The 21334-nt window shown below is 67.5% G+C and carries 2 protein-coding genes; both read left to right on the top strand.

The genetic code is table 11. The annotated features are described in order from the left end of the window. Positions 1–107 precede the first annotated feature (107 nt). On the top strand, positions 108–13349 hold the full coding sequence (locus tag ACIQWO_RS26055) for an amino acid adenylation domain-containing protein (RefSeq protein WP_402830412.1): 13242 nt from the start codon (positions 108–110) through the stop codon (positions 13347–13349). Beyond that, complete coding sequence (locus tag ACIQWO_RS26050; RefSeq protein WP_402830409.1) at positions 13342–21276, top strand: amino acid adenylation domain-containing protein; 7935 nt, start codon at positions 13342–13344, stop codon at positions 21274–21276. The genes ACIQWO_RS26055 and ACIQWO_RS26050 overlap by 8 nt, the downstream gene beginning before the upstream one ends. The last annotated feature ends 58 nt before the right edge of the window (positions 21277–21334 follow it).

The raw sequence follows: 21334 nt of genomic DNA, 5'->3' as shown, positions 1-21334 counted from the left end.
TCGAAACATCTTCTCTCTGTCATTTACCACGCGTCGCGGCCCGGCGGCCCCGAGTCCGTGATGCGCCAGTCTTTGATTCCGTTCCTGCTTCGTGAGTCGCTACCGTCATGAACGACGCTCTCCGCTTGCCCGTCCCCTTCGGCCCTGTCTCGTCGACGGCGCCTTCTCAGGGAGCGCCCGGCGTTCCCATCGAACACATCGTCGATCTTCTGCGCGCCCGTGCCCGGCTTGAGCCGGATCGCGAGGCACTGCGCGCCGTGTCCAGCGACGAGGGCGACGGTCAGGCCCTGACCTGTGCCGGGCTCGACACGCGCGCCCGCGCGGTGGCCGCCACGCTGCAACGTCTTGCCGCCAACGGGAAAGGGGGCGCCTATGGCGAGCGCGGGTTGCTGCTCATGCCGACGGGGCTGGATTACGTGGCGGGCTTCTTCGGCTGCCTGTACGCCGGCGCCATCGCCGTCCCGGCGTTTCCGCCGGAGTCGGCGCGTCCGCAGCATCTGGCGCGCGTGCGCTCGATCCTGCACGACGCGCGTGCACGCTTCGTGCTGACCGACCGTCAGCATCGCGACGCCATGCTCGCGTTCGGCGACGCCGTGCCCGAGTTGCGCGGTGTCGAGATCGTGGTGATCGACGAGATCGACGATGCGCTAGCGGACGAGTGGCAGGAGACGACCGTTGCCCCGGGCGATCTGGCGTTCCTGCAATACACCTCGGGTTCGACGTCCACGCCGAAGGGCGTGATGGTCAGCCATGCGAATCTGATGGCCAACGAAACCGCCATCGTCGCCGGGCTGGGCATGACGCGCGACGACACCATGGTGAGCTGGTTGCCGCTGTATCACGACATGGGGCTGATCGGTGGACTGCTCTCTCCGATTTATCGCGGGGCGCGTCTCGTGCTGATGTCGCCGCAGTTCTTTCTGGAGCGACCGGTGCGTTGGTTGCGCGCCATCGACAAATTCGGTGGCACCGTCAGCGGTGGCCCCGATTTCGCCTATCGCCTGTGCGCGCAACGCATCGACGCCGCGACCATCGGCACGCTGAATCTGAGCGGCTGGCGGCTGGCGTTCTCCGGCTCGGAGCCGGTGCGGCACGACACGCTGGTCGATTTCTGCGAGGCGTTCGCGCCTGCGAGTTTCGATCCGAAGGCGGTCTATCCCTGCTACGGACTGGCCGAGGCGACGCTGTTCGTCACCGGCGGACAGCGGGAGGATGGCATGACGGCCGTCGAGTTTGACCGCAGCGCAATAGCGCGTCAACGCGCTGAGACATCGGTCGATGACGGTGCGATGCTGGTCGGATGCGGCACGACGCCGCTCGATCACGAAGTGCGTCTGATGACGTGGAACGATTCGCCTGACGTCGCACCGTCGGCGGTGGCGACGGGCGGCGTGGGCGAGATATGGGTGAGCGGGCCGAGCGTCGCGCAGGGCTACTGGCACAACGAGGAGGCGACTGCACGGACGTTTGTGCAGGCGGACGGCAAGCGCTGGCTTCGCACGGGCGACCTGGGTTTCGTGCACGCCGATCAGTTGTACATCACGGGCCGCTGCAAGGACGTCATCATCGTGCGCGGCCATAACCTGTATCCGCAGGATCTGGAAAAGGCCGTCGAGGCGGACGTCGAACTCGTGCGCAAGGGCCGCGTGACGGCGTTCGCCGTCGATATCGATGGCGAGCCGGGTATCGGTATCGCGGCGGAAGTCGGTCGCGGCGTGCAGAAGATGGTGCCACCGCAGACGCTCGCCGAAGTGATCGCCGTGGCGGTCTCCGACGTTTGCCAGCAAGCGGCGTCGGTTGTCGTGCTGCTCAATCCCGGCGCGCTGCCCAAGACGTCAAGCGGCAAGCTGCAGCGCAGTGCCTGTGCGAAGGGCTGGCGAGACGGCTCGCTCGATGCATGGGCGACGTGGCAGAACGGTGCGATTGTCGGGGACGATGCGGCAAAGGCGACATCGAACGACAAGCCCGGCGCTGCACCGACTGACGCCACGTTCGACGCCGTCGCGCAGATCTGGCGCGAAGTGCTGGGGCGCGAACAGGTCCGTGCCGACGATCACTTCTTCCTGTGCGGCGGGAGTTCGTTGCTTGCCATGCAAGTGCTGGCGCGCGCGCATGAACGTCTCGGCGTGAAGGCGACGCCCGCCTCGCTGTACGAACATGCGCGGTTGGGCGAGTGGGTGCGGGAACTGGCGAAGCTCGCGCCTGCCTCGGGTGCGCAAGCCCTCGACGCCGCCTCACAGATCCCGCCCGCGACACCGCTCGCCCAAACCCCGGACACGCGTGTTTTCCGTCAGTCCTTTGCCCAGTCCCGGCTGTGGTTCGTTCATCGTCTCGATCCGGCGAACAGCGCGGCGTATCACGTTGGCGGCCAACTGCTCGTCAAGGGCCGCTTCGACGCGAACGGGTTGGCCCGCGCGCTCGAAGTGATCACGGCTCGACACGACGCCTTGCGCACGACGTTCGACGAGCGAGACGGCGTCGCCGTTCAGATCGTGCATGCGAAGGCCAACGTGCCGCTCGTGAGCCACGATGTGTCGGGCGATGCGAACCCTGATGCCGCAGCGTCCCGTCTGACAGATGCGCTCCTCGCACAGCCGTTTGCCCTCGATACCTCCGCGCCGTGGCGCGTGGCGTCGATCTGTCTGTCGGACGAGGCGCATCGAATCGTCTTCGTCCTGCATCACCTGTTGACGGACGCGTGGTCGATGACTCTGCTGGTCGACGAACTGGCACGCGTCTACAGCGGATTCGCCAACGGCGAGGCGCCTGTGCTGGCACCAGTGTCTGTCCAGCCCGGAGATCACGCCCATTGGCAGCATGCCCGCGTCGATGGCGAGGCGCTTGGCCGTCAGCTCGACTGGTGGCAGACGCATCTGCCGGAGCCTTCGCCCGTGCTCGCGTTGCCTGTAGACCGCGCGCGGGGCGCGTTGCGCAGCGGCGCGGGGCACACGCTCGCGTTCGAATTCCCGGCGGGTCTCACGCGTGACGTGCTGACCTACGCGGCACAACGCAAGGCGACGCCGTTCATCGTGTTGGCGGCGTCGTTCCAATGGCTGCTGCATCGTTATGCTGGTGAGACGGATATCCGCGTGGGCGTGCCGATTGCGCAGCGCGACGTGGCCGGGCTGGAGCGCATGCTCGGCTGTCTCGTCAACACACAGGTGTGGCGCGCAGAGATCGACCCGGCAGCCGACTTCGATCGGCTGGTGACGCAGGTGCGCGATGGAGCGCTGGACGCGCAGGCGCACCGCGAAGCGCCGTTCGAGCGCGTGGTGGAACGCATCGCGCCGCAGCGCAGCCTCGGACAATCGCCGCTGTTTCAGGTGATGTTGAACCATCACGTGGCGAACGCAGCCGCGTCGCGCGCCGCAACGGGCTGGCCAGCGGGCCTGAATGTGGTCGCACAGCCGCTGACCGGCGGGGCGCAGTACGACCTCGCGCTCGACATCGATGAGCTTCACGAGGCGATGACAGGCAACAGCGCAGATCCGCTCGATGGCGTAACGCTGCGTGCCCGTCTCACATTCCCGACGGATCTGTTCGACGCGCCGACCATCGAGCGCCTTGGCGCGGACTGGTGCGCCGGGCTGGCGACGCTGCTCGCGCTCCCGACGCAGCCGCTGGCGTCGCTCGACGTTGCCTTTGAAAGTGCGTTGGACGCAGGGCATCGCATTGCGTCCGCCGAAGCGCCGACGCCGTTTCAAAGTGTCCCATCGCTGATTGATACGCAAGCGCAGCTTCAACCGTCCGCCATCGCGTTGCGGGACGAATCCGGCACGCTCACGTATGCCGAACTCGTACGTGGGGCCAACCGCATCGCGCATTGGTTGCTCGCGCGGGGCGTTGCGCCGGAGGCGCGCATCGGACTGGCGATGTCGCGCCAGACGGGCATGATTGCGGGGCTGCTCGGCATCATGAAGGCCGGTTGTGCGTTCGTGCCGCTCGATCCGTCTTACCCGGCGGAGCGGCTGGCGCAGATCATCGATGACGCGGGCATTTCGCTGGCGCTCACCGAAGCTTCGCTGGCCGACGCGCCGTGGCTCCCCGCGCGTCGCGCCGTGGTAGCCGATCTCATGGCGGACAACTCGCTGCCCGAACATCCGCCAGTGATCTCGCTGCATCCCGATCAACTGGCTTATCTGATTTACACGTCCGGCTCGACCGGCACGCCGAAAGGCGTGGCAGTGGCGCACGGTCCGCTCGCCATGCACTGCGTGGCGACCGGTGCGCAATACCGCCTTACGCCCGAGGTCTGTGAACTGCACGTGCTCTCGATCAACTTCGACGGCGCGCACGAGCGGTGGATGGCGCCGTTGATTTGCGGCGCGTCGTTGTTCATTGCGGACGAACGTCACTGGGCACCGCAGACGATGGTTGACGCGATGCGTCGTCACGGTGTGACGAATGCCGGTTTCCCGACGGCCTATCTGTGCCGTCTCGCCACGAGCGGAGCGACGGGCGCACCGGCGCTGCGTCTGCTCTCGTTCGGTGGCGAAGCGATGGCGTGGCCCGCGCTGCGCGCGGCGCAGGCGATGTTCCGTCCGGCGCAGACGATCAACGGTTATGGTCCGACCGAGACCGTGATGACGCCGGTCGCCTGGTCCATCGACGGCGCGCTGGATGCGCAACCGGCTGCGCAGATCGCAGGTCAGGCGTATGCGCCTATCGGCGAGCCGGTGGGACGCCGCCGCGCGTGGGTGCTCGATCCGTGGCTCGGTGAAGTGCCGCTCGGCGCGGTGGGCGAGCTGTATCTCGGTGGTGAGGGCGTGGCGCGAGGGTATCTCGGACGCGCAGCACTCACGGCCGAGCGCTTTGTGCCGGACCCGCGCGGTGAGCCGGGCGCGCGCATGTACCGCACGGGCGACCGGGTGCGTCGACTGGCCGACGGCACGCTCGTCTATCTCGGTCGTTTCGATCAGCAAGTGAAGGTGCGCGGTTTCCGCATCGAGCCGGGCGAAGTCGAGACGCAATTGCTGCGTGAGCCGGGCGTCGACGATGCACTGGCAGTCGTCGCGGCGGGGCCTGCGGGCGATCAGTTCGTCGCCTATGTCGCGGGCAAGGGACTTGATGGCGAAGCGCTGCGCGTGGCGCTGTCGGGTCGTCTGCCGGACTATCTGGTGCCGTCGCTCGTGATCGTGCTGGAGACGCTGCCGAAGCTGCCCAACGGCAAACGCGACCGGGCGGCGTTGCCTGCGCCGATCTGGGGTAGTGCTGGCGGACAGGCACCGCAGGGCGAGGCCGAGTGTGCACTGGCGGCCGTCTGGCAGGATCTGCTGCGCGTGCCGTCGGTGAGCCGAGACGACAACTTCTTTGCGCTGGGCGGCGATTCCATCGTCGCGTTGCAGATGGTCGGACGCGCACGTCAGGCGGGCTGGCAAGTCGGCGCGCAGGACGTTTTCCGTCATCAGACGCTCGCACGTCTCGCGGCACAGGCACGGGCGGTTGCCGAAGGGGACGGTGCCACGCGAGCGCCCGAGCCGCTCGAAGGCGAGGTGCCGCTCACGCCGGTGCAGGCGTGGTTCTTCCGTCAGCCCATCGCGCGCCGCGATCACTGGAACCAATGGATCGAAGTGACGCTGCCCGAAGGCACGGACATGACGGCCCTTCGTGAAGCGCTGGTTACCGTTGTGAAGCATCACGATGCGCTCCGGCTGCGGTTCACCGAGCACGACGGCCAATGGCAGGCACGCTACGTCGCGCCGCATGCCGCCGACGATCTGCTCTGGCACGCGGCGATGTGCGACGACGCGCAACTGGCCGACGCACTCGCTCAGGCCCAACGGAGTCTGTCGCTGGCCGACGGTCCGCTGTTGCGTGCGCTGCTGGTGCGCACGGAGGCAGGCGAGTTGCGCTGTTTCCTCGTCGCGCACCATCTGGTGATCGACGGCGTGTCGTGGCGCATTCTGCTGGACGATTTGCAAACGGCGCTTGGGAATACGCGGGCGGCTCGGGCTGAGCGAGCATTACCCATCGTCGGTCAGTCGATGCGCGAGTGGGCGCAGCGTTGGCATGACTGGACGCAAAGCCACGCCGCAACGGAAGCGCTGGACGTCTGGCAGCAGGCACTGGCCGGTGCCGTGGATTCGGTGGAATTCTCGAAGCCGGAGATCGCAGCAGCGGGGACTGGCCAGATCGAACACACGTGGCCCGCAGACATCACGATGCCGCTCACACAACTGCGCCGTGTGCGGATGCATGAGGCGCTGAGTGCCGCCGTCGCGCACACGCTGGGCCAGCGTGCGGGGGCACAGCGTTATGTCGTCCACGTCGAAGGTCATGGACGTGGGGGCGAGGCGCAGGGCGACCTGTCGCGCACGCTAGGCTGGTTCACGGCGGCGTGGCCGCTCACCATTCCGGTCGGCGCGACGCCCGAAGGCACACTGGCCGCCGCGCGCGAAGCCTGGCGACGCGTGCCGCACGACGGTGCGAGCTATGCCGCGCTACGTTACCTCGGCACGCCGCACGCCCGTCAGACGCTCGACGCGCTGCCCGCAGGCCACGTCACGGTCAACTTCCTCGGACGCACCGACACGGACGGCATCGTCGACGGGGGCCTGTCGCACGAGCCCGACGTTGCGCCGCCGAACTGGCTGACGCTCGACGTCTGGCAGCGCGGCGACACGCTGCGGCTCGTGTGCCGTTACGACCGCGAGCGCCTCGCAGGCGACGACGTCCGGGCGCTCGTCGACGAGATCGGTGCGACGCTGCGTGCGCTGGCTGAGACGTTGCCGGGTCACGAACCGGTCGTCGCGGAAGACTTCCCGGATGCGGGCCTCACGCGCGAACAACTCGCCGCATTGCCTGCGTCGATGCAGCAGATCGAAGCCGTGGTGCCCGCCACATCGATGCAGCAAGGCCTGCTGTTCTACTCGCAGCAGCAGGGTACCGCCGATCCGTACTTCTATCAGAAGGGCTTCGTCATCGACGGCGCACTCGATACGAAGGCCTTTGCACAGGCATGGCGCGAGGTGGTCATGCGTCATGCGGCGTTGCGCACGGCCTATGTGAGCGACGTCGGCGAACTGCCGCTGCTGCTGGTGCACGCACCCGAGACGGTGGCCGAGGCGGTCGATCTGCTGCCGCAGGAAGACTGGTGCGAATTGAGCGAGGTGGAGCAACACGCGCGTCTGGACGCTCGTTTTGCCGCTGAGCGCGCCGCCGGTTTCTCGTTCGTGCATGCGAATCGTCCACGTCTGGCGTTGATTCGCGTTGGCGCGTCGCGCTGGTGGCTGCTGTGGAGCAGCCATCACGTTACGCTCGACGGCTGGAGCACCGGCCTGATTCTGAGCGACGTGATGTCGCGCTATGTCGCGCTAGCCAAGGGCGCGGTGTCGACGGATGGCGAGTCGCAGGCCGCGCCGTCGTTCGCCGAGTTTGCCGTGTGGCAGCGTGAATTGGACGCTTCCGCATCGCTCGCACACTGGCGGCAATTGCTGGACGGCGTGGGCGCGCCGACGCCGCTACCGGCTGCGCGTCAGGATCGTACGACCACTGAAGCGGCGGGGCACGGCGAAGCGGCATGGACGCTCGCCCCTTCGCAATGGCAGGCGTGGTGCGACGCAGCCCGTCGCGTTGGCGTCACGCCAGGCACGCTATGTCAGGGCGCATGGGCGCTGCTGCTGGCGCGTCATACCGGATTGCGCGACGTGGTGTTCGGCGTGACGGCATCGGGCCGCTCCGTGCCCGTGCCGGGCATCGAACGCATGGCGGGTCTGTTTATCAACACGCTACCGGTACGCGCCACGTTCGACGCGCGTCGCCCGGTCGCCGACTGGCTGCGCGAGCTTCAGACGCAAACGGCGCAGTCGCGTGAGCATGAGCACGTCGCGCTGTCCGCCATCACGCGCGAGGCGCAGCGGGACGGTGAAAGCGTGGACGGTGCATTGTTCGAGAGCATCGTCGTCTTCGAAAACTATCCACTCGATGCTGCATTGCTCGGTCAGCGCGACGATGGGTTGCGGCTGTCGTTGCTGGAGCGTGGCACGCAGGCGCGCAACAACTATCCGTTGTCGCTGATCGTCGAGCAGCATGACGGATTGCGTCTCGTACTGGCGTTCGCCCGTGAGCGTTTCGACGACAACGCCGTGCAAGCCCTCGGTGAGCAGTTCGTGGCGTTGTTGGGCGCGGTGGCGGACAGCCTCGGCACGTCGGCCACGCCGTTAGGGCAGATCGGACTGACGAACGACGCGCCACAGACGGTCGAGACCGTTGTCTGGCCGTCGCAGGACTTGCTGGACGACTGGCAGGCGCATGTCGCAAGCGATGGCGCGGCGTTGGCCGCCGAAGGTGAAGACGCGACCTATCGCCGAGACGAACTCGATGCGCTCGCGAACCGGCTGGCAGTCACGTTGCAGGCGCAGGGGATCGGCCCGGAGGATCGTGTCGCCATCTGTCTGCCTCGCAGCGCGGCGCTGGTTGGCGCGATTTTGGGCGTGTGGAAGGCCGGTGCAGCGTACGTGCCGCTCGACCCCGCGCAACCGGTGGCGCGTCTGGAAAAGCTGGTGAGCGCCAGCGGTGCGAAGGCGGTGATCGTCGACGATCAGACACATGCGATCACGCACGCGGCACCCATTCGCTGGCGCGACATCGCGGACGCGAGCGTCGACACGAGAGCCCCGACGCCGGTCCGCGTGCATCCTGCGCAGGCGGCTTACGTGATCTACACCTCAGGGTCGACAGGTGAGCCGAAGGGTGTCGTCGTCAGTCGTGGGGCGCTGCACAACTACGTACAGGCGGTGGCGGCGCGTCTGCGTGAGGGCGGTGTCGATACGGCGAGCAAGCCGGGCGGATTCGCGATGGCGTCGACCGTTGCCGCCGACCTCGGTCACACGACGTTGTTCGGCGCACTGGCACTCGGCCGTCAGCTGTATTTCGTACCGCAAGCGTGCGCGTTCGATGCGCAGCGCTTTGCCGAGTGGTGTGCAGCGCGTCCGATCGACGTGCTCAAGATCGTGCCGGGTCACCTGAAAGGACTCTTCGACGCGGCGGGCAAAGCGGTGTTGCCGCGCGCGGTGCTGGTGACAGGCGGGGAATCGCTCGATCCGTCGTTCGTTGCGCAGATCCGTACGGCGCGTCCGACGTTGGCTGTCCTCAATCATTACGGCCCGACGGAGACCACTGTCGGGGCGCTGACGCATGTCGTCGGCCACGTTGCGGAGGTGCCTGTGCCTGTCGGTCGTCCGCTGGCGAACCTGCACGCGCATGTTCTCGATGCCGACCTGAACCCGTTGCCGCCGGGTGTGGCCGGTGAGCTGTATCTGGGCGGCGCAGGGTTGGCCCGGGGGTATCTCGGCGCACCTGCGCAGACGGCCGAGCGTTTCGTGCCGGACCCGTGGCGCGCAGGTGCACGGTTGTATCGCACCGGCGACCGCGCGGTGCAGCGCGCCGACGGTGCTGTGGTCTACCTCGGCCGGATGGACGATCAGGTCAAGATTCGTGGCTATCGCGTGGAACCGGCGGAAGTGGCGCAGGCAATGCGTCGCGTGCCCGGCGTGGTCGATGCCGTGGTTGTTGCCCGTCACGATGGGCCGGGGGGCGCATGGCTGCATGGCGTCTTCACGGGCGAGGCGACGGTCGACGCTGTGCGCACCGCGTTGACTGAGGCGCTGCCGTCCGCGTGGGTGCCAGCGCGACTCGACGGCGTCGACAAGCTGCCGCTGACTGCAAACGGGAAGGTGGATCGTCGCGCCTTGCCGACGCTGACCGATAGCGTCGATACCACAAAGGAAAACGCGGGCGCGGCGTCGGCGGAATCGCCGCACGACGGCGCAGAAGCCGACATCGCAGCCATCTGGTGTCAGGTGCTCAAACGCGAGCAGGTCGGCCGTCACGATGCGTTCTTCGACATCGGCGGCGACTCGATTCTCGCGTTGCAGGTGATTGCGCGACTGCGCAAGCGCGGCATCAAGGTCGGGCCGCAGCATCTGGCGTCGCATCCGACGGTGGCGCGACTGGCGACGCTGGCCGCGCCTGCCGAAGCGAAGTCCGCGCAAACGCCACCAGCCGTCACCGGGCCGACGCGTGGGGACGACCATCGCAGTACGTTCCCGCTGTCGTCGTCGCAGATGCGTGTGTGGCTGGAGACGCAGATGGCACCGCGCGCGGGGGCGTATCACATCGCCGGTGCATTGCGTCTGGATGGATCGTTGCAGGCCGACGCGCTTGAGCGCGCCTTACAGACGTTGTCGGACTGGCACGATGTGTTGCGCACGACCATCGCCATCAATGCCGCCGAGGGCGGCGCACCAGAGCAACGCGTCCATGCCGTGCTGCCGGTCGCGTTCACGCGCGATGCCGTTGCGGCGGGGACGTCCGGCGACGCTGCGGATGCTGCCGTGCAAGCGCGTCTTGAGTCGCTGACGCTTGACGCCTTCGATCTGGCGAACGGGCCGCTCTGGCGCGTTCATCTTATGGAACTCGGCGGCCAGTCGCACGTGCTGATGCTGGTCATGCATCACCTGATCTCGGACGGCTGGTCGATGAATCTGCTGGTCGCGGATCTGGCGCGCGCCTATCGTGCGCACGCGGGCAGGACCCAGCCGGTGCGCGACGCGTCGGCCTCATCGCTGCATTCATCGCTCCGTTACGGCGATTACGCCGTGTGGCAGCGCGAACAACTGGCCGGTCCCGCGCAAGCCGCACAGCTCGCCTATTGGCGTCAGCAGCTTGGCACGACGCATCCGGAGCTGGCCTTGCCGTTCGACCGCGCACGACCGGTCGTACGCGACGGGGCGGGGGCCAGCATCGACCTCACGATGCCGCCGGGCTTGCCCGCAAGACTCGACCGTTTCGCGCGTGAGCACGGCGTTACCCGTTTCATGGTCATGGCCGCCGCCTTCCATCTGCTGATGCATCGAGTCACCGGTGAGGGCGATGTGCGTACCGGGATGCCCGTGGCCGGGCGCGCGCACGAAGCCGTCGAGCCGGTGGTGGGCTTCTTCGTCAACACGCAGGTGCTGCGCTCGCAGATCGAATTGCCGACGACGTTTGCTGCGCTCGTCACGCAGGTGCGAGACCAACTGCTCGGGGCGCAACAGCACGCCGACGTCCCGTTCGAACGGTTGGTGGAACACCTGGCACCGGTGCGCAGCGTGTCACGGCATCCGTTGTTCCAGGTGTCCATCAATCACCAGAAGCGCGCCTTCGCACCGCTGAGCGATCTGGCCGGTGTGACGATGCAGGCTATCGAGCGACGTGCACATCATGCGCAGGTCGACCTCGCGCTCGATACCGAAGAGGACGAAGCGGGCGCACTGCGCGGCTGGCTGACGTACGCCTGCGACGTGTTCGACGCGCCGACCGTGCGCCGTCTCGGCGAGCAATGGCTGACGCTGCTGGATGTCGCCATGACGCAGGCAACGACGCCCGTCGCGCGGCTTGCAATGACGACTGACGACGTGGCCGGTCAGCGCAACGGTAACGGCCGTACGCGGGTGAGCGTTGCCGTGCCGTTGCCCGTACATGCCGTGATCGACGCGCAGGCCGTCGTGCGGGGTGACGCGATTGCCGTGTGCGACGCCAACACCCGCGTCTCGTATGCGGACCTCGTCGCCCGCGCGAACCGCGTCGCGCATGCGCTTATCCGCGCGGGCGTCGCGCCCGAGGCGCGTGTCGGGCTGGCCATGTCGCGCAGCACGGACCTGATTGTCGCGATGCTGGGCATTCTCAAGGCGGGCGCTGCGTACGTGCCACTTGATCCGGCGTATCCGGGTGAGCGTCTGAGCTACATGGTGGAAGACGCCGGGGTGACGCACGCGATCACACAGGCGTCGCTGGCCGGGGCGTCGTGGCTGCCGGGTGAGGTGATGACCCTCGAATCGATGCTCGCCGACGCCACGCTGCCGGATCATGCCCCGGCACGCGACGTCCACGTTGACCAACTGGCTTACGTGATCTACACGTCGGGGTCGACCGGGCGTCCAAAGGGCGCGCAACTGACGCATCGCAACCTGATGCGATTGCTCACGGGCACGTCGCAGGACTTCGCCTTCGACGAGAACGACGTCTGGACGATGTTCCACTCGTACGCCTTCGACTTTTCGGTCTGGGAAATCTTCGGTGCGCTCGCGCACGGTGCGCGGCTCGTGGTCGTGTCGCAGGACACGGCGCGGGATCCGGCCGCAATGTGGACGCTCGTCGCCAGCGAAGGGGTGACGGTGCTCAACCAGACGCCCTCGGCGTTCTATCAGTGGCTCGGTGCGATGCCGTCGGACGCGACGTCGACAACGCTGCGCCACATCGTCTTCGGCGGTGAAGCACTCACCCCCGCGCGGCTTGCCGCGTGGTGGCAGCGCTTTGGTGAAGCCACGCGTCTGACCAATATGTACGGCATTACGGAGACGACGGTGCACGTCAGCCAGCACGTGCTGCATCGGGACGACACGACGGGTTCACCCATCGGCGAGCCGATTGCCGACCTCGAATGGCGTGTGCTGGACGCAGGTCTCAACGAAGTACCGCCGGGTGTCGCTGGCGATCTGTACGTGTGCGGCGACGGGCTGGCGCGTGGATATCTCGGACAAGCGGGCTTCACGGCTGAGCGCTTCGTGCCGGACCCGAAGGGCGCACCGGGCGAGCGTATGTATCGCAGCGGCGACCGTGCGCGTCGGCTGGCAGACGGCACGCTTGACTACCTCGGTCGGGGCGACGCACAGGTCAAGCTGAGAGGCTTCCGCATCGAACTGGGTGAAATCGAGTCGCAACTGCTGCGTCATGAAGACGTGACGGACGCCGCCGTCCTCGTTCGGGACGACGGCGCAGGCGAGCAATTAGTGGCGTACGTGGTGTCGCCGCAGGACCGCGCCACCGACGTGGATACCGCTGCGCTGTGGTCGCGTTTGCGCACCCATCTGGGCGGCGAGTTGCCCGCTTACATGGTGCCGGGCCAGTGGCTGCGTCTCGATGCCTTGCCGCTCACCCCGAACGGCAAGCTCGACCGTCGCGCGTTGCCTGTACCCGAAGCCGCCGGTGCGGCGCAGTTCGAAGCGCCGCGCGATGGCATCGAAGCGCGCATCGCTTCGATCTGGCAGGGCGTGCTGGGTGTGCCGCGCGTCGGGCGTCACGACGACTTCTTCGCGCTGGGCGGTCACTCGCTGCTGGCAACGCAGGTGGCGTCACGGCTGCGCGATGCGCTGTCGCTCGATGTGCCGCTGCGCACACTTTTCGAAGCGAGCCGACTGACGGCGCTGGCCGAGGCGCTGGACGTGCCGACCGGCACATCGCCCGCCAGCCCGGCGGTCGCCGACGACGACCTGCAAGCCGCCCTGCGCGAAATGGAATCCCTTTCCCCCGAGGCGCTGCAGGCGCTGCTCGGGCCGGAGGCAACTCATGGGCAAACTAAGCATGGCTGATACGAAAGACGACATTCAAACGACACTCGCCCGTATGGCCCCGACGCAACGGCAGGCAATGATCGCGCTGCTCGAACGCAAGGGCGTCGACGTGCGTGAGCACTTGCCGCTCGACGGCTGGGTGTCCCGTACGGAAGGGCAGGACGTCGAGCGCGCCGCCGCCTCGTTCGCGCAGCAGCGTATGTGGACGCTCTTGCAACTGGACGAGCGCCACGACACCTATCACATCACCGGCGCGGTACAGCTCGATGGTGATCTCGATACGGCGGCGCTGGCGCAGGCCTTTGCCGCTGCCGTGGCACGTCATGCCGCGCTGCGCACGACGTTCGATATGGCGGACGGCAAGCTCATGCAGCACGTGCATGCCCGCGTCGATGTGCCGCTGGACATCGTGCCGCTGGCCGCAGGGGCGACCGGGACCGACGTTCGCGACGCGGTGACGGACGTCAGCCGCCGCGCTTTCGATCTGACGCTCGGCCCGCTTGTGCGCACGACGTTGCTGCGTGTGACGCAAACGCGCCATGTGCTGGTGCTGACGATGCATCACCTGATCTCCGACGGTGGCTCGCTCGACGTGCTCATCGGCGAGATCGCCCGAGACTACGCCGTCGTGCGCAACGGACAGACGCCCGCGACGCAGGCCACCGGCCCGACCTACGGCGACTACGCCATCTGGCAACGGCTTCGGCTGGGCGGCGAAGCGCTGGCCGGGCAACTGGATTACTGGGCGACGCAACTCGCCGATGCCGACGACTTGCTGGCGCTACCGCTCGACCGTCATCGCCCGGCGCAGCGTGACGCCGAAGGCGGACGCGTGGCGTTCACGCTGCCAACGCCGCTGGCGGAGCGCGTTCGCGCCCTGGCGCGCGACGCCCGCACCACGCCGTTCGCCGTCTTGCTGGCGTCGTTTCAAGCGCTGCTGGCCCGCTACGCCGCGGGCCAGACCGATGACGATATGGATGCCACCTCCGTCGATGTGCGTGTCGGTGTGCCGGTGAGTCATCGCAGCCGCACCGCCCTGGAGCGCGTGGTCGGGTGTTTCGTCAACACGGTGGTCGTGCGTGCGCGCGTCGATCTGTCGGCGGGTTTCGGCGCCTTGCTGGCGCAGGTGCGCGACACGCTGCTCGACGCGCAGCGTCATGCGGATGTGCCGTTCGAGCAGGTGGTCGAGCGCCTTGCGCCCGCGCGCAGTCTGAGTCATAGCCCGCTGTTTCAGGTGATGGTGAACCATCAGCGGCGTCATGCGGCATCGGCGTTGCAGTTGCCGGGCGTCACTGCAACGGTGCTCGACGGCGAGACCACGCAGGCAAAGTTCGATCTCGATCTGGGCATTGTAGAGTCGCCGGACGGTACGCTCGGCGGCGGGCTGGGCTACGCCTGCGATGTCATCTCGTCGCAAACGGCGCAGCGCATCTGCGCGCACTGGCAGACGCTGCTCACCGCGCTCGTCGCGCAGGCGGCATCGCCTTTGCAAGACCTGCCGCTTGCCGATGCAGACGAACTGGCCGCCATCCGCCGCTGGGGCAGCCCCGCAAACGATGCAGGCGTCGCAAAGAACGACACGCGCCTGCTGCCGGACATGATCGCGAATCATGCCTCGCGTCGTCCCGGCGCCATCGCCGTCGAATGCGATGACGATGTGCTGACGTACGGCGAACTGCTGCGTCGAGCAGACGCGCTGGCGGCGCGCTTGCTCACGAATGGTCTGACACCAGAGACGCGTGTCGGCGTGTGGTTGCCGCGCTCGACGAACGTGTTCGTCGCGATGGTCGCGGTGCTGCGCGCAGGCGGCGCTTATGTCCCGCTCGACGTCGATCATCCTGCCGAGCGCGTGGCCGAGTTGTGCGCCGATGCGGGTATTCCGCTGGTGATTACAGACGGGCAAGGGCTCGCGCGTGTGCCGTCGGGCGTGGCAGCGCTGGACATCGCCGAGGCCGATTCGCCTGCTACAACGGCGGCGCTGCCCGCGCTGCATCCCGCACAACTGGCCTATGTGATCTTCACGTCAGGCTCGACGGGGCGGCCGAAGGGCGTCGCCGTCTCGCACGGCCCGATTGCGATGCATTGCCGCGCCATCGCCGGTCTATTCGGCATGACGCCGGACTTTCGCGAACTACATGTGGCGTCTCTCTCGTTTGACGGTGCGCATGAGCGCTGGCTGACGCTGCTGTCGCAGGGTGCATGCGTGGTGCTGCGCGGCCCGCGTCAATGGACGCCAGAGGAAATCTGCGAGCAGATCGTGCGCCGTCGCGTGACCAACGCCGGGCTGCCGACGGCGCTGCTGCGTCATGTTGCGCAATGGGTGGAAGCGCATCCGGACGCCGTGCCGCCGGGACTGATCTACTCGTGCGGCGGCGAAGCGCTGTCTCGCGACACGCTGGCGCTCGTCACACGCACGCTGCAACCGGTGCGGCTGCTCAACGGTTATGGGCCGACGGAGACGGTCGTCACACCCGTGAACTGGACGGTCCACACGGGCATGCAGAGCCCGACGCCGTATGCGCCCATCGGCTCGCTCGTCGGCGAGCGTCGCGCGTACGTACTGGACAAGCGCCTGCAACCGGTGCCGGTCGGCGTGGCGGGTGAGCTGTATCTCGGCGGCGAAGGCGTGGCACGCGGCTATCTGGCGCGTCCCGGCCAGAGCGCGGAGCGGTTCTTGCCTGACCCGTGGGGTGCGCCGGGCACGCGCATGTACCGCACCGGCGACCGCGTTCGCTGGCTGGACGATGGCACGTTGGAGTACCTCGGACGTCGCGATCAGCAGCTCAAGGTGCGCGGCTTCCGCATCGAACCGGGTGAAGTCGAAGCACAATTGCTGGCCGAGGCGGGCGTGCGTGAAGCCGTCGTCGGCACGGCGCAGGGACCGGCGGGTGTGCAACTCGTGGCACACGTTAGCGCCACGCCGCCGGATGGCGTCGATGCGGCGAGCTTCGGCGAGCAGTTGCGACAAGCCCTCGCCGCGCGTCTGCCCGCGTATCTCGTGCCCGCACAGATTCTGGTGATCGACGCGCTGCCCAAGCTCGTCAACGGCAAGCTCGACCGCAAGCGTCTGCCGGAGCCGGTGTGGCAGAGCGCGAGTGCGGAGGCGCCTCGCGCCGGGGCCGAAGCGGATCTCGCGGCCATCTGGACGCAATTGCTCGGCGCGGCGCAAGTCGGCCGGGCCGACAATTTTTTCTCGCTCGGAGGCGACTCGATCATCGCGCTGCAACTGGTGAGCCGGGCGCGCGAGGCGCACTGGCGTATTACGGTGCGCGACGTATTCCGCCATCAAACGCTCTCGGAACTGGCCGCTGTGGCGATGCCTGCGCAAACGATGGCGGGTGCCGTGGCGCAGGCTGTTGCTGGCGAAGTGGGCGAGATCCCCTTGTTGCCGATCCAGTCGTGGTTCTTCGGCGAACCGATCCCACAGCGTGACCATTGGAATCAGTGGGTGCAGGTGGACGTGCGCGACGCTGGACGTCCGCTCGATGGCGACACGCTGCGCGAGGCGTTGCAGGCCGTCGCGGCGCATCACGAAGCACTGCAAATGCGCTACGTCCGGAACGACGACGGCTGGCAACAAAAGCGCGCTTCGTCCGACGCATCACTCGTCGCACTGGATGTCGTGGACGTCGCCGATGAAGCGCAGGCGCTTGCCGCCGCCGATCGTGCACAACGCGGTCTGTCGCTGGCAAACGGTCCGTTGCTGCGCGCGGTGCTCGTCAATCTGCCGGAGGGACGTCAGCGTCTGCTACTCGTCTGCCATCACATTGCCGTCGACGGTGTGTCGTGGCGCGTGTTGCTGGGCGATTTGCAGCGTGCGCTTGCGCAGCGCGAAGCAGGACAACCCGTTGCTCTGGCGGACAACGGCACGTCGTACGGCGCTTGGGCGACTTACTGGCGTGATTGGGCGTCGTCGTCCGAGGCTGAGCAGGAAGCGACTTTCTGGACGGAAACACTACAGGGCGCACACGACACGCTGCCTGTCGACGCTACGCCAACCGAGGGCGACCGTCAGGCAGATGCAGCGGAAGTCACCGTGGCACTCGACGCGTCCGCCACGCGCCGGTTGCTCGATGCCGCGAACGACCGCGCACGCTTGCCCGAGCTGCTCGTTGCCGCGCTGGCGCAGTCCGTCGGCGAGTGGACCGGGGCAGGGCGCATCGCGTTGTGCGTCGAGGGCCACGGCCGCGACGACGTGCCGGGCACGGAGGCCTTTGATCTGACCCGCACGCTCGGCTGGTTCACGTCGGTCTATCCGCTGGCGGTCGACGTCTCGGCATCGCCGCGCGAAACGCTGTTCGCGCTCAAGCGGATGTGGCGGGCCGTGCCACGCGCCGGACTGGGATTCGGCGCGTTGCGGTATCGCGGGAGCGCCGCAGTGCGCGAAGCGATGGCCGCGTTGCCGCAGAGCCGCATCACGTTCAACTATCTCGGCCGCGTCGACGCAGGCTTCGGCGAAGGACGGTTCGCGCCGAGCGACGCCCCGGCAGGGGCTGCCCGCGACGCGTCCGCACCGCTGGGCAACTGGCTGTCCGTCGACGGGGCGATTGCCGACGGCTGCCTGCGTCTTTACTGGCGCTTCTCGCGCCAGCGCTTCCGCGAAGCGACGATTGCCGCTGTGGCTGCGCGCATGCAAGCGGCGCTGGGAACGCTCGTCACGGCCAGCGTCGACGCACAGGTCAAAAGCGCGGCCGACTTCCCTCTGGCAGGACTGACCGAAGCCGCGCTGGCCGATCTGCCGGTGCCCGCCGCCGATCTCGAAGACGCCTATCCGCTCTCGCCCATGCAGCAGGGGATGGTGTTTCATGCGCGTCTCGCGCCGGACAGCGCGTCGTACATCAACCAGCTTCAGATTCGTCTCGAAGGATTACAGGCCGACGCCTTTGCCGCCGCTTGGCAGGCCGCCGTCAAACGTCACGCGATCCTGCGCACAAGCTTCGTTTGGCGAGACGGCGCGCCGCCACTGCAACTCGTGCACCGCGAAGTGCCGCAGGCGCTGCGTCTGCTCGATTGGCGCGAACGTGTCGCTCAGCAGGGCGCGGGTGTGCTGACGGAACTGGCGCAGCAGGAACGCGCACAGGGGTTCGACCTTTCCGTCGCGCCGTTGCAGCGTGTGGCGCTCGTGCGGGTGGACGACGACGCGTGGCAACTGATCTGGACGCTGCATCACGTGCTACTCGACGGCTGGAGCAGCGCACAGCTGATCGGCGAAATTCTTCAGGCGTATCTGTCCGGCACACCGTCAGTGGAAGGCACTGCGCCGCGTTTTCGCGACTACATCGCGTGGCTTGAGGAACACGCGCCGCAGGACGGCGAGTCGTTCTGGCGCGAGCGGCTGGCCGCCTTCGAATCGCCGACGCAATTGCACGAGAGCGTTCTGCGCACGACGGCGCCAGCGCAGGGGCACGGCGAGCGCACGTTCCGGGTCGACGCGACGAGCGCACAGGCATGGCAGCGCGCCGCGCGCAGTCGACGTCTGACCGTCAACACGCTGGTGCAAGGCGCGTGGACGCTGCTGCTCCAGCGTTACACGGGTAAGCGCGACGTGTGCTTCGGCGTGACCGTCTCCGGTCGTCCGGCGGAGCTGCCGGGTGCTGAGCGCATGATGGGGCTCTTCATCAACACGTTGCCGGTGGTGCAGGGCCCGTCGCCGTCGGAAGGACTCGACGACTGGCTGCACCGTTTGCAGGAGGACAACCTCGCGCTGCGCGAAGCCGAGAGCACGCCGCTCTACGACATTCAGCGCTGGGTCGGCTGGCCGGGGCAGGCGCTGTTCGACTCCCTGGTCGTCTTCGAGAACTATCCGGTGGATCGTGCGCTTCGGGCGCAGGGCGCGCAGGCGCTGCGCTTCGGCGACATCGTGAATGTGGAGACCACGCATTACCCGCTCACGATTGGCATCGCGTCCGGCGAGACCATCGACGTGCGCATGAGCTACGACCGTCAGCATTTCGATGACGGTGCGGTGGAACGTCTGTGGACGCAATTGCATGACCTACTGGCGCAGTTGTGCGCGCCGCAGACGTCTGGTGCTGTACGTGTTGCGGATGTCGTGCTGCACGACGCCGACACCGCATGGCCGACGCAACGCGGACCACGCCGGACGTTTGACGTAACGACGACCGTCGACCGGACGATTGCGGCCTTCGCGACGTCGCAAGCGGATGCCATTGCCGTCACCGATGGCGAGCACTCGCTGACCTACGCGGAGCTCGACGCGCAGGCGAACCGTGTGGCGCACGCGTTGCTGCGCCGGGGTGTGGCGAGTGAGGATCGTGTCGGCATTGCGTTGACGCGTCGCGTCGAACTGATCGTCGCCATTCTCGGGGTGCTCAAAGCCGGTGCGGCCTACGTGCCGCTTGACCCCGCGTATCCGGACGAGCGCCTCGGCTACGTCGTGCAAGACGCCGACATCAAGGTCGTGGTGACGGACGCCGCGCTCGGCGCACCCGTGTGGTTGCCGAAGGACAGTGTGAGCATCGACGCGCTGTCACGCGACGCGACGCTGCCGACCACGTCGCCCGAAGTACGTATTCACGTCGACCAGCTGGCGTATGTGATTTACACGTCCGGCTCGACGGGACGGCCGAAGGGCGTGCAGGTCGCGCATCGTCAGTTGATGCGTCTGCTGCACTCGACGGAGGACTGGTTCGGCTTCGGTCCGGACGACGTCTGGACGATGTTCCACTCGTATGCGTTCGACGTGTCGGTGTGGGAAATCTTCGGCGCGTTGTCGCATGGCGGGCGATTGGTTGTCGTGCCGTACTACACGAGCCGCGATCCGCAGGCGCTGTGGGCGATGATCCAGCAGCAACGCGTGACGGTGCTGTGTCAGACACCGTCGGCGTTCTATCAGATTCTGGCGGCCTTACCGCCGGACGCTTCGCAGACCACGCTGCGCCACATCGTGTTGGCGGGCGAAGCGCTTACACCACGCCGACTCGCGTCGTGGTGGTCGCACTTCGGCACGCAGACCCGCGTCATCAACATGTACGGGCCGACGGAGACGACCGTCTATGTGAGCTATGGCGTCGTGACGCCGGAGGCGGCCGAGGCAGGCATTGGTCAGTCGCCGATTGGCGAGGCGCTGCCGGATATCGGCTGGCGTGTGCTCGATACATCGCTTGCAGAAGTGCCGATGGGCGTGCCGGGCGATCTGTACGTCGGTGGCGATGGGTTGGCGCGCGGCTATCTGGGACGTCCTGCCTTGAGCGCCGAGCGCTTCGTCCCCGATCCGTGGGGGCCTGCCGGTGCGCGCATGTATCAGACGGGCGACCGCGTGCGGCGTCTGCCTGATGGCACGCTCGATTATCTCGGGCGCGGCGATCAGCAGGTCAAGCTGCGGGGCTTCCGCATTGAGCCGGGAGAGATCGAGGCGCAGTTGCTGGCGCACGCGGAAGTCAGTGATGCCACCGTGCTGGTGCGAGGCGAGGGCGCCGACGAACAACTGGTGGCGTACGTCGTCGCCAGTGCCGATGACGAGGGGCTCTGGGAGCGTCTGCGCGAGCACCTCGCCACGCGTGTGCCGGTGTTCATGATGCCGGGCCAGTGGCTGCGTCTGGACGCGTTGCCGCTCACACCGAACGGCAAACTCGACCGTCGTGCGCTGCCCGCACCGCAGGCGGCTGCGGCGCGGTTTGTCCCGCCAGAGGCCGGTGTGGAGACGGACGTCGCGCAGGTCTGGCAGTCGGTGCTCGGCGTCGAGCGCGTGGGCCGTCACGACAACTTCTTCGCGCTGGGCGGCCACTCGCTGCTGGCGACGCAGATGGTGGCGCGCCTGCAAGCGGCGTCGGGGCGTCCGGTTGCGTTGCGTCAGTTGTTCGAGACACCGGTGTTGTCGGACTTCTGCGCCGCGTGGGCGGTCGCAGCACCCGCAGCGCTCGATGCGCAGACACGCAGTGCACTGGACGACCTGCTCGGCGATCTGGAGGCCGATGCGGCTTGATGTACTAAGGCCTCGCGTGGCGCTTGCTCGCTTGCCGAGTCATGCGCGACGCGAGGCC

The organism is Pandoraea sp. NPDC090278, assembly GCF_044772185.1.
Lineage (GTDB): Bacteria > Pseudomonadota > Gammaproteobacteria > Burkholderiales > Burkholderiaceae > Pandoraea.
The sequence above is the reverse complement of the archived record's forward strand: the minus strand, read 5'-3'. Positions and strand labels throughout refer to the sequence as shown.